Raw genomic sequence first — 24,098 nt, 5'->3', positions numbered from 1 at the left:
GGCGGTTCGTTTTTCCTTATGTCCCGAAAGAATCCCGAAAAAAATCCGGAAAGATCCCGAAGGCTGGTGAGCGTCGATCCACGATACACCGGGCAACCGGCTCGGCCCCGCACGGACGAACCGTGCGGGGCCGGGAACGGTAGTGCTGGCCGAATTACTCGGCAGCGGTCTCGGAGCCCGCCGCCGGTGCGGCCGACTCGTCACTGCTCTCTTCGACAGGGATCAGCGAGATCTTGCCGCGGTTGTCGATGTCGGCGATCTCGACGCGGAGCTTGGAGCCCACGTTGACGACGTCCTCGACCTTGGCGATCCGCTTGCCGTTGCCCAGCTTGGAGATGTGCACCAGTCCGTCGCGGCCCGGGAGCAGCGAGACGAACGCGCCGAAGGCGGTGGTCTTGACGACCGTGCCGAGGAAGCGCTCGCCCACCTTGGGCAGCTGCGGGTTGGCGATGGCGTTGATCATGTCGATCGCAGCCTGCGCGGACGGGCCGTCCGCGGCACCGACGTAGACCGTGCCGTCATCCTCGATGGAGACGTTGGCACCGGTCTGTTCGGTGATCGAGTTGATCATCTTGCCCTTGGGGCCGATGACCTCGCCGATCTTGTCCACCGGCACCTTGATGGTGGTGATGCGCGGCGCGAAGGGGCTCATCTCGTCCGGGGTGTCGATGGCCTCAGCCATGACCTCGAGGATCGTGGTGCGAGCGTCGTGCGCCTGCGACAGCGCGCCGGCCAGCACCTTCGAAGGGATGCCGTCGAGTTTGGTGTCGAGCTGCAGGGCGGTGACGAAGTTCTTGGTGCCCGCGACCTTGAAGTCCATATCGCCGAAGGCATCCTCGGCGCCGAGGATGTCGGTGAGCGCCACGTAGCGGGTCTCGCCGTCAACCTCGTCGGAGACCAGGCCCATCGCGATGCCGGCAACCGGGGCCTTGAGCGGCACACCGGCGTTGAGCAGCGACAGCGTCGAGGCACAGACCGAGCCCATCGAGGTGGAGCCGTTGGAGCTCAGCGCCTCGGAGACCTGCCGGATCGCGTACGGGAACTCTTCCTGGCTGGGCAGCACCGGCATGAGCGCGCGCTCCGCGAGAGCGCCGTGGCCGATCTCGCGACGCTTCGGCGAGCCCACGCGACCGGTTTCACCGGTCGAGTACGGCGGGAAGTTGTAGTGGTGCATGTAGCGCTTGCTGGTCTCGGGACCCAGCGAGTCGACCTGCTGCGCCATCTTGACCATGTCGAGAGTGGTGACGCCCATGATCTGGGTCTCGCCACGCTCGAACAACGCGCTGCCGTGCGCACGCGGGATCACCGCGACCTCGGCGGACAGCGACCGGATATCGGTGATGCCACGGCCATCGATGCGGAACTGATCGCGCAGGATGCGCTGGCGCACAAGCTTCTTCGTCAGCGAGCGGAACGCCGCGCCGATCTCCTTCTCGCGGCCCTCGAACTGCGGAGCCACCTGCTCGAGCACGGCGACCTTGACCTCGTCGGTCTTGTCGTCGCGCTCCTGCTTGCCGGCGATGGACAGCGCATCGGTCAGCGAAGCGGCCGCAGCCTTCTCCACTGCGGCGAAGACATCGTCCTGGTAGGCCGGGAACAGCGGGAACTCACCGGTCGGCTTCGCAGCCTTCTCGGCCAACTGCTGCTGGGCCTGGCACAGGCGGGCGATGAAAGGCTTCGCGGCCTCGAGGCCCTCGGCCACGATCGCCTCGGTGGGCGCCTGCGCACCACCGTCGATGAGCTCGATGACGTTCTCGGTGGCCTCGGCCTCGACCATCATGATGGCGACGTCACCGGACTCGACGACGCGGCCGGCGACGACCATGTCGAACACTGCGGTCTCGAGCTGCTCGACCGTCGGGAACGCGACCCACTGGCCCTTCTTGTCGTCCTCGGACGTGATGAGCGCGACACGCACGCCACCGACGGGGCCGGAGAACGGCAAGCCGGCGATCTGGGTGGACGCGGATGCGGCATTGATCGCGACAACGTCGTACAGGTCGGCTGGATTGAGGCTCAGGACCGTCACGACAACCTGGATCTCGTTGCGGAGACCGTCGACGAACGACGGTCGCAGCGGCCGGTCGATCAGGCGGCAGGTGAGGATCGCGTCGGTGGAGGGGCGGCCCTCACGACGGAAGAACGAGCCGGGGATGCGACCCGCGGCATACATGCGCTCCTCGACGTCCACCGTCAGCGGGAAGAAGTCGAAGTGCTCCTTGGGCTGCTTGCTGGCCGTGGTGGCCGACAACAGCATGGTCTCGTCGTCCAGGTAGGCGACGACGGCGCCGGCTGCCTGCTGCGCGAGGCGGCCGGTCTCGAAACGAATGGTGCGGGTGCCGTAGCTCCCGTTGTCGATGACGGCGGTGGACTCGAACACGCCCTCCTCGACCTCGATTGCGGAGTTCGCGGAATTGTCTGTCATTGCTTTTCTTCTCTTCCCTCTCGTCTTTTGCCGTATCCGCATGGGCGCCGCGACCCTCCTGGTCGCGGCTGCGCTCCCTCACAGCGCGGAGGCGGCCGTCGATTGAAGCCTGCCGGATGGAATCCGGAGGGCCACTACCGAAGACCGACGCCACGGCTGTGGGCGCGGACGGCAGTCGTACACACACTGCTGGTGCAAACACCGATAGCCAACGAGACTCAGTCTAAGCATCGACTATGCAAGCCTCGCTGGCTATCGGTGAGGTCGGCGAGGCGACTCGCCGTGAGCGCGTTTTATCGGCGCAGGCCGAGACGCTCGATCAACGAGCGGTAACGCGCGATGTCGACCTTCTGGATGTACTTGAGCAGACGACGACGGCGCCCGACCAGCAGCAGGAGGCCGCGGCGGGAATGGTGGTCGTGCTTGTGCATCTTCAGGTGCTCGGTGAGATCGACGATGCGCTTGGTGAGCATGGCCACCTGCGCCTCCGGCGAACCGGTGTCGGTCTCGTGCAGTCCATACTCGCCGAGGATCTGCTTTTTCTGCTCGGTGGTCAATGCCACTTTGTGCACTCCTGTAACTGACGTCCGCGTGAAAGGAATCGCAGACCGGGCTCACACCCGGACCTCCGACGGGTGCAGCCGCCGCGAACCGCAGCACACACCAACGCAAGAGATTACCAGGCGCGTTACCCGCTTCAGCCGGCGGCTGCGGCGGTGAGGATCTGCCGTGCCCTGTCGGAGTCGCGGCCCATCTCCTCGATCAGCGCATCCACCGAGTCGAACTTCTCCATACCGCGGACCCGTTCGACGAAGTCGACAGCCACATGCTGGCCGTACAGGTCTGCTTCCCGGTCGAGCACGAATGCCTCGACAGTGCGGGTGCGACCGGAGAAGGTGGGGTTGGTGCCCACCGAGACCGCGGCCTGGTACCGCTGCCCCGGTTCGACGGTGCCGGCGACCGGACCTGAACCGAGGACGGTGAACCACGCGGCGTAGACGCCGTCGGCCGGAATGGCCGAGTACATCGGCGGAGCGATATTGGCGGTCGGGAACCCGAGGCCGCGCCCACGGCCGTCACCGTGGACCACGACGCCCTCGACGCGATGCGGACGACCGAGCGCCTCGGCAGCGGCAGCGACGTCACCGGCATCGACACACGAACGGATGTAGGTCGACGAGAAGGTCACTGCATGCTCGGCGAGCAAGCTGACGCCGTCCACCGCGAAACCGAAGCGAGCACCGGTCTCCCGGAGCAGGTCCACGTTTCCGGCCGCCTTGCGCCCGAACGTGAAGTTCTCGCCGACGACCACCTCCGCGACGTGGAGCCGCTCGACGAGGATCTCGTGCACGTAGCGCTCCGGCGAGAGCTTCATGAACTCGGTCGTGAACGGCATGACGCAGAAGACATCGACGCCGAGTTCCTCGACGAGTTCCGCCCGCCGGGGCAACGTCGTCAGCTGCGCCGGATGACTGCCCGGGCGAACCACCTCTGCGGGATGTGGATCGAAAGTCATGAGAATGCTGGCTGTTCCGCGTTCGCGGGCCGCGTCGACCGCCCGCGTGATCAGCTGCGCATGCCCACGGTGCACGCCGTCGAAAACGCCTATCGTCAGGACACAACGCCCCCAGTCCGCCGGCACATCGTCCAGACCTCGCCATCTCTGCACAGGTGGCAGCCTACGGCCACGACCCACGTCGGTCACCTTCGGATCGACCGTCCGCCACGAATCCGCAGATGATGTGACGTGACTGCGCGGCGGCGCGCCGGGTGTTGATGTGTGTCCGCGATGACGGTTGCCTAAGCTCGTAACCGTGGCCACGCAGAAGACAGACGTAACCGCCCCGGGTGAGGCGGCCCGCCCGGACACCTTGTCATCGGTCGCGCAGGACTACCTCAAGGTCATCTGGACCGTGCAGGAGTGGTCGCGCGAACGGGTATCGACCAAACTGCTGTCGGAACGGATCGGGGTGTCGGCGTCGACGGTGTCGGAGGCCATCCGCAAGCTGTCCGACCAGGGACTGGTCGATCATGCCCGCTACGGCTCGATCGCGTTGACCGACGCCGGCCGATCGGCGGCCGTGTCGATGGTGCGCCGGCACCGCCTCATCGAGACATTCCTGGTCAACGAACTCGGATACGGATGGGACGAGGTCCACGACGAGGCCGAGGTGCTCGAACACGCGGTCTCGGACCGCATGATCGACCGCATGGATGCCAAGCTCGGCTTCCCTGAACGTGACCCCCACGGTGATCCGATCCCGGCGGCCGACGGCACCATCCCCACCCCGCCCGCTCGTCAGCTGAGCGACTTCGAGAACGGAGACACCGGCCGGGTCGCCCGAATCTCGGACGCCGATCCGGCAATGCTGCGGTACTTCGACTCGGTCGGAATCGCCCTCGACACCGAGATCGCCGTCGTCGAGCGTCGCGACTTCGCGGGCACCGTCTCGATTCGCCTGGGCTCGGAACCCGACACCGTGGACCTCGGCAACCCTGCCGCACAAGCCATCTGGCTGGTCTAGGCCGCGCCTGACCGACGCCCGGGCAGGGCACCGAGCGAGTCGCCCACCCGGGACTCATCCCGGGCCTCTGAAGCCTCCCAGCAACCGCCTAGCGCAGCGTCGCGGGCCGGACGACCATCACCGAACTGGCCCGCTTGCCGCGCTCCTGGATCAGCGCAATCGTGTGTCCGCTCGGGTCGATCGCCGCATAGATCTCCTTGAGCCCGATCGGCTCGAGCCAGCGGCCCTGGCTGATCGCCTCGGCCTCCGCGGCATTGATCTGCCGATGCGGGAAGGCGGTCTGCGCGGCCTGATCGATGTCCAGGCTGACCGCGGGATCGTCCGCGAGCTGCTCGAGGGTGCGGGAGTGTTCCAGCGTGAACGGACCGACCTTGGTGCGCCGCAACGCCGTCAGATGACCGCCGACGCCCAACGCGGCACCCAGGTCACGGGCGAGCGCCCGGATATAGGTGCCCGACGAGCAGTCCACATCCACATCGAGGTCGACGTACGCTCCGCCACCGACGCCCGGTACGTCGCGCCGTGCCAGAACCTCGAATCGGGAGACGGTGACGGGACGAGCCGCGAGGGTGACTTCCTCGCCCGCGCGGATCAGTGCGTGGGCACGCTGGCCGTCCACCTTGATCGCGCTGACGCTCGCCGGGACCTGCTGAATGTCGCCGGTGAGCCGCTCGACCTCGGCCGCGATCTCCTCGTCGGTGATTGGGGCAGCGTCGGCGGTCGAGCGCACCTCACCCTCCGCGTCATCGGTGGACGTGCTCTGCCCCAGTCGGATGGTCGCGCGGTACGACTTGGTCGTCAATGCGAGCAGTCCCAGAAGTTTGGTCGCGCGTTCAACCCCGAGAACCAACACACCCGTCGCCATCGGGTCGAGGGTGCCGGCGTGCCCTACCTTGCGGGTGCCGAGCAGCTTGCGGCACTTCGCGACGACGTCGTGACTGGTCAACCCCGCATCCTTGTCGACAATCAGCAGTCCGGCGCCGACGAGGCCGGAGGACGGTTTTTCAGACTTGGACACGTGGTCCGATTCTGCCAGCCGCCGGTCAGGTCACCGAGATCGAGGTGACGATCAGCCCGTCGGAGACGATCCAACGACCGTCGAAACTCGCCAGCGGCGGCCCGTCGAGGGTTCCGCCGGGCACGAGCAGTCGCGAGTGGAAGGAACCCATGGTCCCGTCGGCCCCGTCGGCGTCACTCGTGAAGGTGATGTGCGCGTCCTCGAACCCGAGCCAGCGACCGGTCAGCGGGAACCACGCCTTGTACGTGGTCTCCTTGGCGCAGAACAGCAGCCGGTCCCAATGCACGACGGACGAGTCGACAGTGGCGAGCCATGCCCGCTCTTCCGGCCGGCTCACCGCGTCCAGCACGCCGTTCGGGAGCGGCCCGTTCGGTTCGGCGTCGATCCCGAGTGCACGCACCTGCATCGCGTGGCCGAGCACCGCCGCGCGGTAGCCGTCGCAGTGTGTCAGGCTGCCGACGATGCCGCGCGGCCACACGGGAGAGCCCTTGTCGCCCCGCAGGATCGGGGCCGGATCGACCCCGAGGTCGGCCATCGCGAGGCGTGCGCAGTGACGGGCCCCGATGAATTCGCGACGACGCTTCTCGACCGCCCTCGCGATCAACGACTCCTCCTGCGGGTGCGGTTGCAGCCCGGGCGGGTCCTCGAAGAGCTCCGACGACGCGATACCGGCAGGCAGGATGCGCTCGATCAACCCAGTTTCTCCCTCAACCCAGTTTCTCCCTCAACCCAGTGTCTCCCTCACCGCTGTGCTCTCATTCGCTCGTACTCGGCTTCTTGTTCTGCGGTGATCGTGAAGTGACCACCGAACTTGTTCAGTGTGCCCGGCGCGTACTCGGGCACCGGCAGGATCTGCCGCAGCAGCTTCGCCGGCAGGCCACGACGCTGCCACTCACGCGGGTAACCCACCGACACCTCCTCGAACCGGACTCCGTCGTAGTACGTGGTGCGCGGAATGTGGAGGTGTCCGTACACACAGCACAGCGCGTTGTAACGGGTGTGCCAGTCCTTGGTCGCCTCGGTGCCGCACCACAGCGCGAACTCCGGGTAGAACAGCACCTCGGTGGGCTGACGCACGAGCGGGAAGTGATTGATCAGGATCGTCGAGATCGCCGGATCCAGCGCATCCAGGCGGGCACGAGTCTCCTCGAGCCGCGCGTGGCACCACGCGTCGCGCGTCGCGTACGGCTCGGACGACAGCAGGAACTCGTCGGTCGCGACGACGTTCTTGTCCCGCGCGATCCGCAGACCGTCCGCCTTGTCGGTGGCTCCGTCCGGCAGGAACGTGTAGTCGTACAGCAGGAACATCGGCACGATCGTCACCGGCCCGCCATCGCCCTCCCACACCGGGTACGGATCCTCGGGCGTGATGACGCCGATCTCGCGGCACATCGCGACGAGGTGGTCGTAGCGCGCCTTCCCGTGCATCTGGACCGGGTCCTTCGCGGTGGTCCACAGCTCGTGGTTCCCCGGCACCCAGATCACCTTCGCGAACCGGCTCCGCAGCAGCGTCAGAGCCCAACGGATGTCATCGGTCTTCTCGGAGACGTCTCCTGCAACGATCAGCCAATCGTCGGGTGAGTCCGGGAAGATCTCCTCGGTGATCGGCCGGTTACCCCGGTGCCCGACGTGCGTGTCACTCACCGCCATCAGCTTGCCTGCCACACCCCTACCCTTTCGACGTCTGCGCTTGCAGATCCGCACCCGCGACCGCCCAGCGGCCCGACGCTGTGCGCCACACCACCGCGACCATCCGCAGCACGATGAACACCGTAAGCCCCGCCCAGATTCCGGCGAGCCCCCAGTCCCACACTAGTGACGACCAGATCAGCGGCAGGAATCCGAGCAACGCGCACGTCAGCGTCGCAGTCCTCAGGAATCGGGCGTCGCCGGCGCCGAGCAGGACGCCGTCGAGTGCGAAGACGACACCGGCGACGGGCATGATGCACACGAAGAACCACCACGCCAGGGAGGTCTGGTAAAGCACCTCGGAATCGCGAGTGAACAACGCCGGAATCTGCGTGTGCCCCGCCGCGAACACCAACGCCAGCACGGTCGCGAACACCGTCGACCAGCGCGTCAGACGCCACGCCAACCGGGTGGCGCCACGTACCTGGCCACGGCCCAGCGCAGCGCCGACCAGCGCCTGCGCCGCGATCGCCAGCGAGTCAAGGGTGAGCGCCACGAAGTTCCACAACTGCAGCACCACGTGGTGGGCGGCGACGGACGCGGCACCGAACCGGGACGCGACGGCCGCCGCCGACAGGAAACACGCCTGGAACGCCATGCTCCGCAGGATGAGGTCACGACCGAGGACCAGCTGAGCAGTCATGACGGTCCATCGTGGGCGCAGCGGCACCCCGGCACGCACCAACGCCGCACCGAACAGCAGCGCCGATGCCGTCTGGCCGGCCACGTTCGCGACGGCCGAACCCACGAGCCCGAGCTGTGGTGCGCCCGCCAGCCCATGAACGAGCAGTACGCAGAGCACCGCGGAGATCGCCTGGCCGACGAGCACGAACCGCAACGGTCGCATGGCGTCCTGGACGCCGCGCATCCAGCCGTTGCCCGCCATCGCCACCAAGATCAATGGCGCCCCGAGCACCGCGATTCGCAGCCACTGCTCGGCCTCGGCGGCGATGTCGCCGGAACCGGCGATGAGTGCGGTGATCGGGCCCGCGAGCAACTGGACCGTCGCGACCAGCACCACGCCGATCGCGAGTGCGAGCCACGTTGCCTGGACGCCCTCCCCCACCGCGTCCCGCTCCCGACCGGCGCCGTGCATGCGCGATGCGCGGGCCGTCGTGCCATACGACAGGAAAGTCAGCTGTGTGCTGACCTGGGCGAGGACGAGTCCGCCGACGGCCAGGCCCGCGAGTGCGAGGGCGCCGGCGTACCCGACGACGGCGATGTCGAGCAGCAGGTAGAGCGGTTCCGCGGCGAGCACCCCGAGCGCGGGCAAGGCGAGGGCAAGGATTGTGCGGGGCCCGGCCTCCGCGGGCTCGGGAACCGCGGTCACCGGGTCCGCCGTGGTCTCGGTCAAATCAGTCGAGTGCCTCGCGTAACGCGGCGACGACCGATTCGCCGGAGCCGGACGCGGTGTAGCCTGCCGCGAACCGATGCCCACCGCCGCCGAGACGCTCGGCGACAGCCGAGACGTCCACCGACTCCTTCGAGCGCAGCGACACCGACCAGGACTCGGGCGCGCTCTCCTTGAAGACTGCGGCGACCTCGGCCTCGGAGGTGGTGCGCACGATGTCGATGACGCTCTCCACCTCCTCGGATCGCAGTCCCGCCGAATCGGCGCAGCGGATCAGCGCGTACACGAGTCCGGCACCGTGTGCGGCATCGGTGACAAGGGTGGCCGAGCCGAGCACCGAGGAGAGCATCGGCAGCCATCCGAACGGATGGGTGTCGAGAAGGCGCCGGGCAATGCCGGCACCGTCGATGCCGGTGTCGAGGAGGCGCTTGGCCAGCAGGTGACTGTCCGGCTGCACCCACCGGAACGACCCGGTGTCGGTAACCAGCCCGGCGTACAGGCAGTGGGCGATGTCGGCGTCGATCGTCACGCCCCACAGGTCGAACAGTCGCGCCAGTATCGCGGTGGTGGACTCGGCCGACTCGTCGATCAGATTGAGCATGGCGAACCTCGTGTTGGAGCGGTGATGATCGACGACCAGCGTCCGACGGGCCCCGTCCAACCGACTCCTGAGGGAGCCCAGTCGGCCGGCGCTCCCACAGTCGACGGTGACCAGAAGATCAACCTCGTCCGCGACCGCGTCGGGCGCGACCATCAGGTGAGTCCCGGGAAGCTCACGCATCGAGGCGGGCAGCTCGACCGGCGCCGCAAACGACACCTGAACAGGAATACCCTTGCGCTCGAAAGCGATTCCGAGGGCGAGACCACTACCGATCGTATCGGCGTCGGGGTGGACGTGGCACAGGATCGTTACCGATGTCGCCGACGCCAGCACCTCCACCGCCTGCAGTGGCTGCAGCAACTGCGGTGCGAGGGCCGGTGGCGCGGTGTCCGGACTGTAGGTCATGGGCGGCCTCGGGTCAGTCGTCCTCGGGTGAGGACGCGTCCCCGCCGGCCGGTTCGCCATCGCCCGCGGTACGCGGCTCCTTGTACGGATCGGCATCACCGGCGGGCTTCGCGCCGGCCCGAGCCTGCGCGACGGCATCGTCCGCGGCCCGCGCCCGCGCGAGCAGCTCCTCCATGTGCCGAGCTGTGTCCGGAACCGTGTCCGCGACGAAGGTCAGCGTCGGGGTGAACCGCACGCCGGTACCGGCGCCGACTTTCGAGCGCAGCACGCCCTTGGCCTTCTCGAGCCCCGCCGCCGCGGCTGCCACGTCGGGCTCGGAGTCCAGGTCCTCGCCCATCACGGTGTAGTAGATGGTGGCGTCGTGCAGGTCCGCGGTCACTTTCGCGTCGGTAATGGTCACGAACGCCAGCCGCGGATCCTTGATCTCGTGGTCGATCGCCGTCGCAACGATGGTGTTGATTCGCTTCGCGAGCCGGCGTGCCCGTGCAGGATCAGCCATGGCAACCAGTCTCCTCTCCCTGACAGCCCGTGGCCGATGGCCCGGGGCATCCGAACAATGATGATTCCTGCCGGTTCGCGAGCGACCCGGCATCGGTTCGTGACAGTGTCAGTCTTCCGGACCGAAAATCCTCCGCCGTACCGCCAGTAACTGCAATTCGGGTCGACCCGCAACGTGCCGCTCACACTGGTCGAGCACGTCGTGGACGTGATCCACCGTCGAGCTGGCCATCGCGATTCCGAGCAGGGCCCTCCGGTAGCGGTCCTGTTCTCCGGTCTCCGCAGCGGACACCGCGAATCGGCGCAGCTCGGTCAGGATGGGCCGCACCAGCGACCGCTTCTCCTTCAGCGACCGAACATCCCCGAACAGGATGTCCATCTCGAGCGCACCGAGATACACCAGGCCTCCTCCGGTGAGCCGTGTCGATTCCCGGGACCGCCAACGTGTCCCTCCCCGGCGACTCACGCCGCCGGGGAGGGACACGTTACAGCGTTACTAGTCCCGCGGCTTCTCGCGAAGCTCGTAGGCCTCGATCACGTCGCCGACCTTGATGTCGGAGTACGTGACGGTCAGACCACACTCGTAGCCTTCGCGAGCCTCGGTCACATCGTCCTTCTCCCGCTTGAGCGAGGAGATGGTGACGGTCTCGGCGATCACCTTGTTGTCGCGCAGCAGACGTGCCTTCGCATTGCGACGGATGAAGCCCGAGGTGACGAGGCAACCAGCGATGTTTCCGATCTTCGAGGAACGGAACATCGCGCGGATCTCGGCCTTACCGAGCTCCACCTCTTCGTAGATCGGCTTGAGCATGCCCTTGAGCGCCATCTCGATCTCGTCGATGGCCTGGTAGATCACCGAGTAGTACCGGATGTCGACGCCTTCGCGGTTCGCCAGCTCCGTCGCCTTGCCTTCGGCACGGACGTTGAAGCCGATGATGATCGCGTTGGAGGCCGACGCCAGGTTGACGTTGGTCTCGGTGATTCCACCGACACCGCGATCGATGACCCGCAGCTGTACCTCGTCGTCGATCTGGATCCCCATGAGGGCCTCTTCAAGCGCCTCCACGGTGCCGGAGTTGTCACCCTTGAGGATGAGGTTGAGCTCGCTCGTCTCCTTGAGCGCCGCATCCAGATCCTCGAGGCTGATGCGCTTGCGGCTGCGTGCCGCGAGCGCGTTGCGCTTGCGTGCATTGCGGCGATCCGCGATCTGCCGGGCGATCCGGTCCTCGTCGACCACGAGCAGGTTGTCGCCTGCACCGGGAACCGACGTGAAGCCGATGACCTGGACGGGCCGCGACGGCAGCGCCTCCACGACATCCTCGCCGTGCTCGTCGACCATGCGCCGAACGCGGCCGTAAGCGTCGCCCGCGACGATCGAGTCGCCGACCCGCAGAGTGCCGCGCTGGATGAGCACGGTGGACACCGGGCCACGGCCACGGTCGAGGTGAGCCTCGATCGCGACACCCTGGGCATCCATGTCCGGGTTCGCGCGCAGATCCAGGGAGGCGTCCGCGGTCAACAGCACAGCTTCCAGGAGGGCATCGATGTTGGTGCCCTGCTTGGCCGAGATGTCGACGAACATGGTGTCGCCGCCGTACTCCTCGGTGACGAGGCCGTACTCGGTGAGCTGCTGGCGGATCTTGTCGGGGTTGGCCCCCTCCTTGTCGATCTTGTTCACCGCGACCACGATCGGCACGTCGGCCGCCTGGGCGTGGTTGATCGCCTCCACCGTCTGCGGCATGACGCCATCGTCGGCCGCGACCACGAGAATCGCGATGTCGGTGGCCTTGGCACCACGTGCACGCATTGCGGTGAACGCCTCGTGACCCGGGGTATCGATGAACGTCACCAGACGCTCGTTGCCGTCCAGCTCGGTCAGCACCTGGTAGGCACCGATGTGCTGGGTGATGCCACCGGCCTCGCCCTCGCGGACATTGGCCTTACGGATCGTATCGAGTAGGCGAGTCTTGCCATGGTCGACGTGACCCATGACGGTGACCACCGGCGGACGAGACATGAGGTCCTCTTCGTCGCCCGCGTCCTCCCCGTAGGTGAGATCGAACGATTCGAGCAGCTCGCGGTCCTCGTCCTCGGGGCTCACGACCTGGACGACGTAGTTCATCTCGCCGCCGAGCAGCTCGAGGGTCTCGTCGTTCACCGACTGAGTGGCTGTGACCATCTCGCCGAGGTTGAACAGCGCCTGGACCAATGCTGCCGGATTCGCGTCGATCTTCTCGGCGAAGTCGGACAGGGAAGCGCCGCGGGCGAGACGGATGGTCTCGCCGTTACCGCGGGGCAACCGCACGCCGCCGACGGCGGGCGCCTGCATGGAATCGTATTCCTGCCGCTTCTGCCGCTTCGACTTACGACCGCGACGCGGAGCACCGCCGGGACGACCGAACGCGCCCGCTGCACCGCCACGACCACCCGGGCGACCGCCACCGCCACCGGGACGACCGCGGAAACCACCGGGTGCACCTGCACCTGCACCAGCACCTGCGCCGGGAGCACCGGCACCGGGAGCACCGCCACCGCGGTAGCCGCCACCACCGCCGCCACCGGGACGACCACCGGGAGCGCCGGGACGGCCGCCACCGGGACGGCCGGCGCCGGGTGCCGGTCGAGCCGAGCGAGCCGGCATGGCGCCAGGGCTGGGCCGAGGAGGCATGGAGCCGGGGCTGGGACGGGGTCCGCCCTGTGCCGCGGGGCGGGGGCCGCCGGGGCCGGAGGCCGGACGCGGCGCACCGGGGCGCGGCGCTCCACCCTGCGGACCGGGCCGCGGGGCACCGGGACGCGGGGCCCCGGGAGCCGGACGCGGAGCCGGACGTTCTGCCGGAGCCGAGGAGTACGGGTTGTTACCCACACGCGGCGGCTTGGGACCGGGGCGCGGGCCACCCGGCTTGGGCCCGGGAGCTGCCGGAGCAGCGGGGGCCTGTGGTGCCGAGGCTGCCGGAGTAGCCGGGGCCTGCGGCGCGGGAGCCGGCGCCGCGGGGGCCTGGGGAGCCGGCTTGGCGGCCGGAGCCGCAGCCGGGCCCGGACGCGGTGCGGGCGTCTGCGCTGCCGGAGCAGCCGACGCGGCGGGAACGCTGGGGGTTTCCACTACCGGAGCTGCGGGAGCAGCCGGAGCGGGTTTGGGACCGGGGCGCGGGCCACCGGGCTTGGGCGCGGGGGCGCCTGGCTTCGCGGCCGTTCGCGGGGCGCTGTCCGATCCCTCGGACTTCGACTTTGCGGACGGGAACGATTCCCGTAGACGTCGGGCGACGGGGGCCTCCACCGTGGAGGACGCCGACTTCACGAACTCGCCCTGCTCCTTGAGCCGTGCGAGTAGTTCCTTACTTGTGACACCGAGTTCTTTCGCCAACTCGTGCACGCGGGCTTTGCCTGCCACTGCTCTCCTCTACTGAGAGGCCGAGCGGCTGGTTGCCCGCACGACCTCGGTTTATCTCCGATGGACGTTCATCGCTGGTGCTTCACGGTGTGCTCATGAGTGCTTGTGCCTGTTCTCTTCGAGGTACTTCTCGACATTCCCGAGCCGGTACTGCCATCTCGAGGGGTCTCGAGTACTAAACGTCCTGCGTGGCCACTGTCCCATCTTCACAGGCCCGAGTGACCCGCCTCCGATAACTCGACTGCCCCGACCAGATGGTCGAGTTCCGAGGAATCCAGACTTCCGGACACCCGCAGTGCTCTGCCGAATGCTCGGCGCCGTGCCGCTTCGCTCAGACACTTGGGGTCAGGGTGCAGCCACGCACCTCGCCCTGGGAGCCTGCGCTTCGGATCGGGAACGAGAGCGAACCCTTCGGATTCGGCCTCCCGAGCCACGACCCTGAGCAGATCGGCGGCCAGCCCTTTCTGTCTGCATCCGACACATGTCCGGACCGGTTCACCGGCTCGGGCACGCGTCGACACAGACAGTTCACGCTGAACCATCGACCACTCTACCGCTGTCTTGCCCTGATCTCCGCATTCCGTTCCTAAGCACCTGTCGTTTCGCGACCGACCTGTGACTCGGGTCCCGGTACGGCATCACTGCGGATGTCGATGCGCCACCCGGTCAACCGTGCAGCCAGACGTGCATTTTGTCCCTCTTTGCCGATCGCCAGCGAGAGCTGGAAGTCGGGAACGACGACCCTCGCCGCACGCGCCTCGGGGTCGACGACAGTGACGGACACCACTTTGGATGGCGACAGCGCGTTCCCGACGAACCTCGCCGGATCCTCGTCGTAGTCGATGATGTCGATCTTCTCGCCAGCGAGTTCGCTCATCACATTGCGGACACGCTGACCCATCGGGCCGATGCATGCGCCCTTCGCATTGAGACCCTGCACGCGGGAATGAACGGCGATCTTCGACCTGTGCCCGGACTCACGGGCGACGGCAACGATGTCGACGGAACCATCTGCGATCTCGGGCACCTCGAGTGCGAACAGCTTGCGCACCAGATTCGGGTGCGTCCGGGACAACGTGATCTGAGGGCCGCGCTGACCGCGGGAGACCCCGACCACATAGCACTTGATTCGCTCGCCGTGCTCGTAGGTCTCCCCGGGAACCTGCTCCGCCGGCGGGATCAGTCCCTCAGCGCCGTTCGCCTCGCTACCGATCCGCACCACGACCATGCCGCGGGCGTTCGCGCGGTTGTCTCGCTGGATGACGCCACCGACGATCTCACCTTCGTGAGTGGCGAACTCGCCGAAGCTGCGCTCGTGTTCCGCATCCCGAAGCCGCTGGAGAATCACCTGGCGTGCAGTGGTGGCCGCAATCCGCCCGAATCCCTCGGGGGTGTCGTCCCACTCCTCGCCAACCCTGTTGCCGTCCATGTCGACCTCGTGCGCCATCACGCGAACGATGCCGGACTTGGTGTCGACGTCGATGCGGGCATGGGGCTGGTGGCCCTCGGTATGACGATAGGCGGTGAGCAGTGCGGTTTCGATCGCCGAAATGATCGTGCCCGCCGAAATACCCTTGTCCGCCTCGATAGCCCGCAGCGCGGCGATATCGATATTCACTTGTCCGACTCCTCTACCTCGTATGACGCTTCAGCGTCCGCAGGCGCGACACGACCTTCCGGGATCCCTCCCGCTAGCTCGAGTTCCCTCGCATCGGGACGCGAGAACTCCACCTGCACAACAGCTTTCCTGACATCTTTCAGTTCCACCCGGCGCACCGCCGGACCACCCTTACCACCCACGACGACATCGACGGCACCGTCGCCCAGCTGACCGATCCGACCGGTCACCGACTCCGATTCGAGCTCGATCAGAGCCTTGCGACCGCGAGCGCGCCGCCAGTGCCGGTCCTCGGTGAGGGGGCGATCGATCCCCGGCGACGTCACTTCCAGCGTGTACGGCGACTCCCCGAAGTCGGAGACTGCGTCGAAAACCTCGGAGATGACATGGCTCAGCCGAGCGACCTCGTCGAGCTCGAGCCCGGAGTCACTGTCGACCATGACGCGCACGGAACTGTGTCGGCCGGCGAGAGTGACCGCGACGTCCTCGAGGTCGTAGCCCTCGCGCTGGATCGGATCGGCGAGAAGCTCGATCACCCTCTCCTTTGACGGCACCGGCATCTCGGACGCTCCTCGCTTCAGTTGTGGTCATGACTGACGTGTGGCGGCGCCGACCCTGAGGTCGCTTCATCGTGGCAAGACGGCACACACCACAGGCGGACTGTGGAGTTATCAGGGTATCGCGGTTTCAGACTGGTCGTGACCAGCCGTCCGGACCCGGCTCTCCGGTGCGACCTGCTCGGTATCAGGGATCATTCCGACTCCTGGCACGATGATCGAGTGCGAACGCCCTTCCTCACCTCCCCAACCTCCACACTGTCGCGGCGCAGTGCCCTGCGCGTCGCCGGCAGTACCGCACTCGGTTCCGCCGTGATCTCCCTGACTGCGAGCTGCTCGGACCCCGGGGCGTCCGACAGTCCGGCCGCGATCGATGCGCTCTCCACCCAGGCCGAGCTGGCCCGGCGCGACGCGGTGAACGCGACCACTGCGATTGCGGCCAATCCCGGCCTGGCGGGCGCACTGGGCATCGTCGCGGCAGAGCGCACCGCACACGCTGACGCACTCGACGCCGAGATAGCCCGGGCCGCCGCGTCGACGACCTCGGCGACCACGACACCGCCGGTCGCGGCGCCGCCCACCCTCGCTCAGCTGCGTGCAGACCTCGCGTCCGTGCAACGGGACGCCGCGCAGCTCGCCCGCACCCAGTCCGGCTACCGTGCGGGGCTCCTCGGTTCGATCAGCGCCGCGTGCGCCGCCCAGCAGGCGGTGTTGCTGCCATGAGTACACGAGGCCTCGGACCGGAGCAGCAGGCCCTGATCGACGCGCTCAACGCCGAGTACGCGGCGATCTTCGCGTACGGACTGGTGGCGGCATTCTCCAACGCCAACCGCACGGATCTGGTGGCCGCGAACACCGCAGCTCACCGGGCGCGGCGCAATGCCACTCGCGACGCCCTGATCGCGGCCAGCGTCGACGCGCCCGAACCGCAGGCCGGGTACGCGGTGCCGTTCCCGGTTACCGACCCCATCTCCGCCGCGCAACTCGCCGCACAGGTCGAGGCGGACACGGCCGTCGCCTGGCGTTCGGTGATCGAACGCAGCCAGTCCGAGCACACCCGCGAAGTCGCCATCGTCGCACTCACCGAAGCCACTCTGCGCGTGGCGAATTGGCGTTCGATCCTCGGGATCACACCTCCGACCGTGGCGTTCCCCGGTCAACCGTGATTGTCCCCCGCCGCCGCAAAACACGCCGCGAATCGCGTTGCAGCACCTAGGTTGCAGGACAGTATCCCGCGACCGAGAGGAACCGCAGTGACGGAACGTTCGATCGAGCAGCGCCTGGCCGACCTGGAACGGATCGAGGCGATCAAGACCCTCAAGTACCGCTACCTGCGGGCCTGTGATGCCAAGGACCCGGAGACCTTTCGGGCATGTTTCGTCGATCACGGCGCAGTGATCGACTACGGCCCGTTGGGAACCTTCGACGACGCCGGTCCGATCGCGGAGATCTTCCGGACGGTTGCCCTGCGGAAGGTCGACGATCGGCATGTCATCCTCGACATGCACCACGCTCTCCACCCGGAGATCACACTCCTCGGAGACGCCCTCGCCGCCGGGAAGTGGACGCTGCACTTCCGCCAGGTGAACCTGATCGACCACACCGAGACCGTCCGCTCCATCGAGTACGTCGACGAGTACGTGATCGAGAATGGCGAGTGGAAAATCTCTAAGTGCCAATCGATCACGCTGTGGTCGATGGTGCGGCCGCTGACCGAGGGCACAGTGGTCACCGAGGGCTGATCGTCCTCAGCGGTCGATCAGATCGCGATCGACGACGGAGGTGTACTGACGAATCCCGTCGACATGGTGATCACCGCTCTACTGGGCCATTTTCGGTGGAACCGACCTCGAACCGGTGCCATACAGCTCGATCTGCGAGATCTGCTCGACGAACCACGGGCTGAACGCGAAAGGCGCGCAGTGCGTCGCCGCTGCTATGTCGGAAGCCGAGACCCAGCTCCACTCCTGTACCTCGGCGGGATTAGCGGTGGGCTCATCCGCCGTCGTCGCCGCGTACACGGGACAGATCTCGTTCTCCACGATTCCCGAGGAGTCCACGGCTCGGTATCGGTACATCGGCAACAGCGGGCGGATGTCGGTCAGCGTGATTCCGAGTTCCCACTGCCCGCGTCGAGTGATCGCGTCATGGTCCGACTCGTCAGGCAGAGGATGACCACAGAACGAGTTGGTCCATACTCCCGGCCAGGTGAGTTTCGTCAGCGCCCGACGCGTGACCAGCAAGCGTCCGTCAGGGGCGAAAACGTGACAGGAGAATGCCCGGTGCAGTGGCGTATTCTCAGTGTGCACAGCGGCTTTGGGAGCCTTTCCGATCGGGATGCCCGAGTCATCCAGCAGGATGACCATCTCTTCTGTCGTTCGCACTAGTCCTCATCTCTTGCTGTGATCAGTGCCCATTTCAACCGACCGCGAATACGGCGCTGACGAGCGTGATGCAGTACCAGTAGGTGTACATCATGTAGGTCGTATTGTCGGATCGCCGGTCTCGCAGACGGATCACTCGGTACGCGATCGAAAGTGAGATGATCGCCGCGGCCCCTCCGATGTACTGAGCTGCCGTCGGCGCGCCACGATAAAGGGCCAGGTATGTCAGCACGGGATAGACGGCGAACGCCAGGCAGAAGAACCTCCGAGAATTCTCCTCCCCCATGACCATCACCGCGGTCCTTCGACCTATCGCGGCGTCGCCGGCAAGATCGCGCAGGTCTTGGAGGGAGACAAGGGCTCCCAGTGGGATCGCGATCGTCAGGATCCAGGTCCACGCGGTATCGCTCAGCGGCGTGACGATCTGCCAGGCGGCCGCGAGTTGGGCGATCGTTCCTGCGACCATTGCGGCGTTCTTGCCCCACGCGGTCCGCGCCCACCCGAGATGGTTGTGCAGGGCCCAAGCAGCTATCCACAGACACGTCCAGACCAGTACCCCGAACAGCGTGCCGACGATCAAGAACGCCGCGGTCGCGACCATCAGGCGTCGGCGCGCGCCTGTGGGCGTGATCAGCCCCGTGACCAGGGGCCGGTGCGGCTTGTTGATCCGGTCCTCGTCGATGCCGATGAGCTGGTTCGACAAGTTGAAGGTGTAGATGTACAGCCAGAAGTACACCAGACACTTCGCGACGACAACGAGGATGGACTGCGCCGGCAGGTCCGTGCTGTTCCAGGCGGCGATGGCGAACATCGTTGCGGGGAGCACCGTCGCTGACAGGTCGCCCCAGGTGAACGACCAGCACACCCGGGCCTCGTGCAGCAGTGCACGCACGAGGCGGTTCATTCGTGAGTCTGCCTGTTTGGTGTGGGCAGGTTTGATGCTGATGGTCATGGGTCACCGCACCGGCTGTTCCGCAATTCCCGGAGCGCCCTCGACTGTGATCCGACTCGTGAGCCGCATCATCAGATTGCGCGGGGCCGGAAGGTGTTTCAGCGAGGGCGAGACGGGACGGTCAGTCAACGCTGCCAGTTGCCAGCGCGCGGCAATGGTGGCGAGCGCGAGTCCGGCCTCGGTCAGCGCAAACTGGTCACCGATGCACTTCCGGGCGCCGGCGCCGAAAGGGATGTACGTCGTTCGGTCTGGTTTGGCATCTTCCCAGCGGGAAGGGACGAACTCGTTTGCGCGCTCGTAGATGTCCTCGCGTCGATGGATGATGTGCGGGCTGACCGCCACTGTCGTGTCAGCCGGCAGCCGTATCCCACCCAACTCGGTCTCCCGCGCGACCACTCGGGTCAGCAGCCAACCCGCCGGATACATGCGCAGTGTCTCGGTCAGCATCCGGTTCAGGGTCGGCAGGTTCCCGAGATCGTCGAACACCGCTGTTCTGTCAGTCAGCACATGGTCGACCTCGGCGTGAACGGCCTGCTCGACGTCGGGCGCACGGCCGAGCATGTAGAGACTCCAGGCGAGCGTGCTTGCCGTGGTTTCGGCGCCAGCCAGGAAGAAGGTGAATATCTGGTCGGAAAGCTCGATATCGGTCATCGACGCGCTGTCGGCCCCGGCTTCAGGATCGCGCGCGCTCAGCAGCGAGGACAGCAGATCACCTCGATCGCGATCGTCGGAGCGCCTTTCTGCGATCAGCTGTGCGCCGATTCGTCGAAGTCGGTCCTTGGCCTGGTAGTAGCGGCGGGTGCCAGGTGTCGGCAGGCGGTTGACCAGAGGTGGCATCACCATCCGACGGAACACGCCCTCGGCGATCACGCCGAAGTCATCCGAGACCTGCTGGACGGTCGACTCGGGCAATGATGTGGAGAACATCGTCCGCACCGCTACCCGGACAGTGAGCTTCGACATCTCGGAGCTCAGGTCGATGACCTGTCCGTCGCGCCAGGACCGAGTGACATCTTCGACCGCCGTGGCCATCACCTTCGCGTAGCCCGGGAAGCGATCGAGACGGAACGTCGGTTGACACAGCCTGCGCTGACGCCGGTGGGTGGCGTAGGTGCATGTCCCAAGCCCTTCGCCGGCACCCTCCCGGGACCTGTCGTACAGCGGACCACCTCTGTCGAAGGTCCGGTCGTCGAGAAGAACCTCTCGAGTCAGCTGCGGGTCGCAGACGACGATGACCGTCATCGGTCCCATCTTGACGCGGACGAGCTTGCCCATGGAGGGGAGGGAGGAGACGAAACCGAGCGGGTCCCGGAGAAGGGACGCACCATGCCCGAGGAGCGGAAGGTGACCCTTGGCGAGGGGAACGGCGTCGATGGTGTCCATGAGATTGTGGTCCTCCGATGCTGAGGATCTAGGCTGCGGACGGTCGGTTTGCAACGGCGTCCCGGGGCGAGGAACGCGCGGAGTAGCCAGACGACAATGGGCGGTGACTTCTTCCGATTGTCGAGGTCGGAGAAAACGGGCTTGGCGTCACGGTGGAGTCACCCCAGATCCCGAGTATGTCGTCGGTCAGTTGGTAGGCGATTCCGATGTCGCGGCCGAACTGCGCCAGGAGCGACGCCGTCGCGCGGTCTGCCCCGGCTGCAGTTGCGCCTATTTCGCATGCACACGCGAGTAGAGATGCAGTCTTGCCTTCGATCATGGACATGCAGTCACTGATCTCGACAGTCGAACGAGTTTCGAAATCGAGACCGTCCGGCTGGCCAGCGCACAGTGACACGAGAGCCTGAGCCCGAGCAGTGCGCGAGCATCAGCAAGGACATCGTCGACAGACTTCGATGATTTCGATGCACGGGTCGGGTGCCCGACAGTTGCGCTCCCCACGTTCTGCCCCCTCGGCCCCCTCAGCGCAGGCACCCCCGCGCATCGCTGATCATTCGGCGGAGCGTTCCGGCCATCCCCCCCCCGGAGAGCACCCCCGTGTAGCATTCGGATGGTAGCAACATTCAGATGATGCCCGCATTCCAAATGGGATGAACCAGAGGTAAGCGGAGGAAACGGACCGATGGCGCGGCTGACGAGGCTCCAGCAGCGAGAGCTCAATCGGCGCAGGGTGCTCACCGCGGCCCGGGCCGAGTTCTCCGAGCGAGGCTTCCGCAGGGCAACGGTCGACGACATCGCCATCCGCGCCGACCTCACCCGCGGAGCCGTGTATTCCAACTTCCCCGGCAAACGCGCCCTCTACCTCGCGGTCCTCGCCGAGGAGGCCGAGAATGCCAGCGAGGTCCTGCACACTCACGCAGATACCCCAGCGGGGGCACTCGGGGTCTTCGCGGGCACGTGGGTGGATCGACTTCCCCGGACCAGTGACTACGAGTACCAGGGATCTGTGCAACTCACCTCGCCGGTGCTCGGTCTCGATCTCATCCCCGAGATCCTGACCGAGGAGCAATTCCAGCGGCCGTTCGCCCAGCTGCTGAAACTCGACGCCATACTTCTCGGGCTGGCACTCGAGCGCATGCAACAGCATCGCCCCTGCGCAGCCGAGCGCATGGTCGCCGTCGCCGAATCGGTGCTCACCATTCTGTACGGGGCAAGCCAATTATCTTTCGTTGCACCTGATTTCGTGAATCCGGCCACGGTGGTAGCGACCTGCCGGCACGCTATCGGCATCGAGATCGAGGATCGATGGACTCCCCCGCACATCGATGACGTCACCACCGAGGAGACTGACGAAGAGTGGACCTTCCCGCGGGCGACCGACGTTGTTCGCGGGAAGACTGCGACGATCGGCGACGGGATCCTTGCCCTGGTGGGCATGAACCGGCTCGAACACATCGAGCACCTGGTCCGTGCCGTGCCCACCGATACCCCCGTCACAGCTGTCATCGTCACCGCTGATCCTGCCGAGCTCGCTCCACTCGCCCGGTTGGCACTGTCGGACCTGTGCCGGTCACTCCGCCAGGCGTTCCCCTCCCATACGTGGCCGCAGATCCAGCTCGTTGTCGATGCCAACGGGGAGATCGCCGCGGCAAGTGGAGCGGACACCGTCGACGACGACACCGAACTCGCCGTGGCCATCCACGAGGGACGCATCGTCTCGCGCAGCAGGGGCCGGGGCGCCTGCCTGCGCGTCGACGCCCTGGGCTCCGCCCGAAACTGACGGGCCCTTCATCACCCCGACCATCGCATCACCCATTGACGAGGAGTGAGACATGGCACAGATCAGCGAAAGAGTTGACCTGCTGAAATGCTCGTTCTGTGGCAAGAATCAGAAGCAGGTTCGGAAGCTGATCGCCGGACGCAGTGTCTACGTATGCGACGAGTGCATCGACCTGTGCAACGACATTCTCGACGAAGAGCGGGTACACCCCGGTGTCAGTGAACGCGAACGGATACCTACGCCGGCTGAAATCTGCGATCACCTGGACGAGTACGTCATCGGTCAGCAGGCTGCCAAGCGATCGCTCGCTGTCGCCGTCTACAACCACTACAAGCGAATCCGTTCTGCGAACGAGGGTGCCACGACGGGTGGGGAGGCCGTCGAGATCACGAAATCGAACATCCTGATGCTCGGCCCTACCGGCTGCGGGAAGACCTACCTCGCCCAAACACTCGCCCGAATACTCGACGTCCCCTTCGCCATCGCCGACGCGACGACGCTCACCGAGGCGGGCTATGTCGGGGAGGACGTCGAGAACGTTCTTCTCAAACTGATCCAAGCCGCCGACTTCGACATCCAACGGGCCCAGACCGGAATCATCTACATCGACGAGATCGACAAGGTCGCCCGAAGGAGTGAGAACCCGTCGATCACGCGCGATATCTCGGGCGAAGGCGTCCAACAAGCGCTCCTGAAGATCCTCGAGGGGACCCACGCGAGCGTCCCCCCGCGGGGCGGTCGCAAACACCCCCACCAGGATTTCATTCAACTCGACACCACCCACATCCTTTTCATCGTCTCCGGGGTATTCGAGGGACTCGAGAAGATGGTCGCCAACCGTGTCGGCCACCACGGAACAGGGTTCGGCGCCGAAATCCGCTCGAAAGACACCGACATCCGTGACCACCTCGGCAAGGTCATGCCGGAGGACCTGCACAAGTTCGGCCTCATCCCCGAATTCATCGGCCGCATACCGATCGTGACTGCGCTTGATCCCCTCGACGAAGCTGTCCTTGTCAGGATCCTCTCCGAACCGAAGAATGCGCTCGTCAAGCAGTACGCCCGGCTGTTCGACATCGACGGCGTCGAGCTCACCTTCACTCCCGCTGCCCTCGACGCAATTGCATCCGAGGCGCTCGTCCGGGAAACCGGCGCTCGAGGACTACGGGCCATCCTGGAGGAGGTGCTCCAACCCTTCATGTACGACATCCCCAGCCGTGACGACATCACCGAACTGGTCATCGACGAGGGCACCGTCCATGCCAACACCAACCCATCCATCGCCGAGCGTCGCCGAAAACGAAACCACGCCTGTCCCGGCGACACCGGCCGCGAAGCGGGCTGAACCGCAGAGGTACTCACCCATACTCAGGATCGGCTCACAGCCCCATGAGCGGCAGCGCACCTCAACCAACACCGCACGGGGCCAGCGTTCGCGCTACCGCGGTCGCTGCCATGCCCCATCCGCAAGCCGGGGCCATCCCATCCGATCTCCGGGTGCCCGACAAGTCCAGAGAATTTGGA

Annotated in this window: 23 protein-coding genes; 6 read left to right on the top strand and 17 right to left on the bottom strand. The window is 66.3% G+C overall.

Annotation, left to right across the window (positions count from 1 at the left end; all coding sequences use genetic code 11):
• Positions 1–154: 154 nt before the first annotated feature.
• The 3 genes from ERC79_RS21100 to ERC79_RS21090 all read right to left on the bottom strand — a co-directional run bounded on the left by ERC79_RS21100 (position 155) and on the right by ERC79_RS21090 (position 4,094).
• Positions 155–2,425 carry a polyribonucleotide nucleotidyltransferase gene (locus ERC79_RS21100; protein WP_131580314.1) on the bottom strand — a complete coding sequence of 757 codons (2,271 nt, stop codon included), beginning with the start codon at positions 2,423–2,425 and terminating at the stop codon, positions 155–157.
• A gap of 293 nt (positions 2,426–2,718) precedes the next feature.
• Entirely contained in the window at positions 2,719–2,988 is a 270-nt protein-coding gene (gene rpsO / locus ERC79_RS21095) for a 30S ribosomal protein S15 (RefSeq protein ID WP_131580313.1), read from the bottom strand.
• Between the two features lie 134 nt (positions 2,989–3,122).
• Positions 3,123–4,094 carry a bifunctional riboflavin kinase/FAD synthetase gene (locus tag ERC79_RS21090; RefSeq protein ID WP_207390377.1) on the bottom strand — a complete coding sequence of 324 codons (972 nt, stop codon included), beginning with the start codon at positions 4,092–4,094 and terminating at the stop codon, positions 3,123–3,125.
• Between the two features lie 145 nt (positions 4,095–4,239).
• On the opposite strand from ERC79_RS21090, the gene ERC79_RS21085 reads away from it, so the two are divergent.
• Complete coding sequence (locus ERC79_RS21085; RefSeq protein ID WP_131580311.1) at positions 4,240–4,950, top strand: metal-dependent transcriptional regulator; 711 nt, start codon at positions 4,240–4,242, stop codon at positions 4,948–4,950.
• An 88-nt stretch (positions 4,951–5,038) separates the two neighbouring features.
• Here ERC79_RS21085 and truB read toward each other — a convergent pair whose 3' ends face one another.
• The 11 genes from truB to rimP all read right to left on the bottom strand — a co-directional run bounded on the left by truB (position 5,039) and on the right by rimP (position 16,078).
• Positions 5,039–5,968 (bottom strand): tRNA pseudouridine(55) synthase TruB, encoded by a 930-nt coding sequence (gene truB / locus ERC79_RS21080; protein WP_131580310.1) that lies wholly within the window; start codon positions 5,966–5,968, stop codon positions 5,039–5,041.
• Between the two features lie 25 nt (positions 5,969–5,993).
• The gene (gene npt, locus ERC79_RS21075) at positions 5,994–6,662 is read right to left on the bottom strand and encodes a 4'-phosphopantetheinyl transferase Npt (RefSeq protein ID WP_131580309.1); all 669 of its coding nucleotides are present in this window, start codon (positions 6,660–6,662) and stop codon (positions 5,994–5,996) included.
• A gap of 47 nt (positions 6,663–6,709) precedes the next feature.
• The gene (locus tag ERC79_RS21070) at positions 6,710–7,633 is read right to left on the bottom strand and encodes a metallophosphoesterase (protein WP_131580308.1); all 924 of its coding nucleotides are present in this window, start codon (positions 7,631–7,633) and stop codon (positions 6,710–6,712) included.
• Positions 7,634–7,637: 4 nt separating this feature from the next.
• Positions 7,638–8,987 (bottom strand): MATE family efflux transporter, encoded by a 1,350-nt coding sequence (locus tag ERC79_RS21065; protein ID WP_131581413.1) that lies wholly within the window; start codon positions 8,985–8,987, stop codon positions 7,638–7,640.
• A gap of 25 nt (positions 8,988–9,012) precedes the next feature.
• Positions 9,013–10,014: a bifunctional oligoribonuclease/PAP phosphatase NrnA gene (locus tag ERC79_RS21060; protein ID WP_131580307.1), complete on the bottom strand. Its 1,002-nt coding sequence runs from the start codon at positions 10,012–10,014 to the stop codon at positions 9,013–9,015.
• 13 nt (positions 10,015–10,027) lie between these two features.
• A complete protein-coding gene (rbfA, locus tag ERC79_RS21055; protein ID WP_131580306.1) occupies positions 10,028–10,513 on the bottom strand; it encodes a 30S ribosome-binding factor RbfA in 486 nt (161 codons plus the stop codon).
• 108 nt (positions 10,514–10,621) lie between these two features.
• Positions 10,622–10,912: a DUF503 domain-containing protein gene (locus ERC79_RS21050; protein ID WP_131580305.1), complete on the bottom strand. Its 291-nt coding sequence runs from the start codon at positions 10,910–10,912 to the stop codon at positions 10,622–10,624.
• Between the two features lie 96 nt (positions 10,913–11,008).
• Complete coding sequence (infB, locus tag ERC79_RS21045) at positions 11,009–13,900, bottom strand: translation initiation factor IF-2 (RefSeq protein ID WP_131580304.1); 2,892 nt, start codon at positions 13,898–13,900, stop codon at positions 11,009–11,011.
• A gap of 206 nt (positions 13,901–14,106) precedes the next feature.
• Entirely contained in the window at positions 14,107–14,442 is a 336-nt protein-coding gene (locus tag ERC79_RS21040) for a YlxR family protein (protein WP_131580303.1), read from the bottom strand.
• Between the two features lie 44 nt (positions 14,443–14,486).
• Complete coding sequence (gene nusA, locus ERC79_RS21035; protein WP_131580302.1) at positions 14,487–15,518, bottom strand: transcription termination factor NusA; 1,032 nt, start codon at positions 15,516–15,518, stop codon at positions 14,487–14,489.
• Positions 15,515–16,078, bottom strand: a complete 564-nt coding sequence (rimP, locus tag ERC79_RS21030; protein WP_131580301.1) for a ribosome maturation factor RimP — start codon at positions 16,076–16,078, stop codon at positions 15,515–15,517. The genes nusA and rimP overlap by 4 nt, the downstream gene beginning before the upstream one ends.
• A gap of 219 nt (positions 16,079–16,297) precedes the next feature.
• Here rimP and ERC79_RS21025 point away from each other — a divergent pair, with 219 nt between their 5' ends.
• The 3 genes from ERC79_RS21025 (at position 16,298) to ERC79_RS21015 (ending at position 17,817) form a co-directional block, all read left to right on the top strand.
• Positions 16,298–16,798, top strand: coding sequence for a hypothetical protein (locus ERC79_RS21025; RefSeq protein WP_242676671.1), 501 nt, complete (start codon positions 16,298–16,300; stop codon positions 16,796–16,798).
• The gene (locus ERC79_RS21020; RefSeq protein WP_131580300.1) at positions 16,795–17,241 is read left to right on the top strand and encodes a ferritin-like domain-containing protein; all 447 of its coding nucleotides are present in this window, start codon (positions 16,795–16,797) and stop codon (positions 17,239–17,241) included. Before ERC79_RS21025 ends, ERC79_RS21020 begins: the two co-directional genes overlap by 4 nt.
• An 87-nt stretch (positions 17,242–17,328) precedes the next feature.
• Positions 17,329–17,817 (top strand): nuclear transport factor 2 family protein, encoded by a 489-nt coding sequence (locus tag ERC79_RS21015; RefSeq protein WP_131580299.1) that lies wholly within the window; start codon positions 17,329–17,331, stop codon positions 17,815–17,817.
• A 78-nt stretch (positions 17,818–17,895) separates the two neighbouring features.
• Here ERC79_RS21015 and idi read toward each other — a convergent pair whose 3' ends face one another.
• Genes idi through ERC79_RS21000 form a run of 3 tightly spaced genes read right to left on the bottom strand, consistent with a single transcriptional unit; the run spans position 17,896 to position 20,848 of the window.
• The gene (idi, locus tag ERC79_RS21010) at positions 17,896–18,459 is read right to left on the bottom strand and encodes an isopentenyl-diphosphate Delta-isomerase (RefSeq protein ID WP_347563577.1); all 564 of its coding nucleotides are present in this window, start codon (positions 18,457–18,459) and stop codon (positions 17,896–17,898) included.
• 34 nt (positions 18,460–18,493) lie between these two features.
• The gene (locus ERC79_RS21005) at positions 18,494–19,411 is read right to left on the bottom strand and encodes a UbiA family prenyltransferase (RefSeq protein WP_131580298.1); all 918 of its coding nucleotides are present in this window, start codon (positions 19,409–19,411) and stop codon (positions 18,494–18,496) included.
• Between the two features lie 3 nt (positions 19,412–19,414).
• Positions 19,415–20,848 (bottom strand): cytochrome P450, encoded by a 1,434-nt coding sequence (locus tag ERC79_RS21000; protein WP_242676670.1) that lies wholly within the window; start codon positions 20,846–20,848, stop codon positions 19,415–19,417.
• Between the two features lie 628 nt (positions 20,849–21,476).
• Between ERC79_RS21000 and ERC79_RS20990 the strand changes: the two genes are divergently transcribed.
• Positions 21,477–22,574, top strand: coding sequence for a helix-turn-helix domain-containing protein (locus ERC79_RS20990; RefSeq protein ID WP_131580296.1), 1,098 nt, complete (start codon positions 21,477–21,479; stop codon positions 22,572–22,574).
• 52 nt (positions 22,575–22,626) lie between these two features.
• The gene (gene clpX / locus ERC79_RS20985) at positions 22,627–23,919 is read left to right on the top strand and encodes an ATP-dependent Clp protease ATP-binding subunit ClpX (RefSeq protein ID WP_131580295.1); all 1,293 of its coding nucleotides are present in this window, start codon (positions 22,627–22,629) and stop codon (positions 23,917–23,919) included.
• The last annotated feature ends 179 nt before the right edge of the window (positions 23,920–24,098 follow it).

Origin of the sequence: Rhodococcus sp. ABRD24 (assembly GCF_004328705.1) — a bacterium.
Classification (GTDB): Bacteria; Actinomycetota; Actinomycetes; order Mycobacteriales; family Mycobacteriaceae; genus Prescottella.
This window is presented reverse-complemented; position numbering and strand designations above follow the sequence as displayed.

Excerpts from the sequence above, each read along its gene's own strand:
- ERC79_RS21100 (WP_131580314.1), bottom strand. The coding sequence starts at position 2,425 with ATGACAGACAATTCCGCGAACTCCGCAATCGAGGTCGAGGAGGGCGTG.
- ERC79_RS21060 (WP_131580307.1), bottom strand. The coding sequence starts at position 10,014 with ATGACCTACAGTCCGGACACCGCGCCACCGGCCCTCGCACCGCAGTTG.
- rbfA (WP_131580306.1), bottom strand. The coding sequence starts at position 10,513 with ATGGCTGATCCTGCACGGGCACGCCGGCTCGCGAAGCGAATCAACACC.
- ERC79_RS21040 (WP_131580303.1), bottom strand. The coding sequence starts at position 14,442 with ATGGTTCAGCGTGAACTGTCTGTGTCGACGCGTGCCCGAGCCGGTGAA.
- rimP (WP_131580301.1), bottom strand. The coding sequence starts at position 16,078 with ATGCCGGTGCCGTCAAAGGAGAGGGTGATCGAGCTTCTCGCCGATCCG.
- ERC79_RS21020 (WP_131580300.1), top strand. The coding sequence starts at position 16,795 with ATGAGTACACGAGGCCTCGGACCGGAGCAGCAGGCCCTGATCGACGCG.
- ERC79_RS21005 (WP_131580298.1), bottom strand. The coding sequence starts at position 19,411 with ATGACCATCAGCATCAAACCTGCCCACACCAAACAGGCAGACTCACGA.
- ERC79_RS20990 (WP_131580296.1), top strand. The coding sequence starts at position 21,477 with ATGGCGCGGCTGACGAGGCTCCAGCAGCGAGAGCTCAATCGGCGCAGG.
- clpX (WP_131580295.1), top strand. The coding sequence starts at position 22,627 with ATGGCACAGATCAGCGAAAGAGTTGACCTGCTGAAATGCTCGTTCTGT.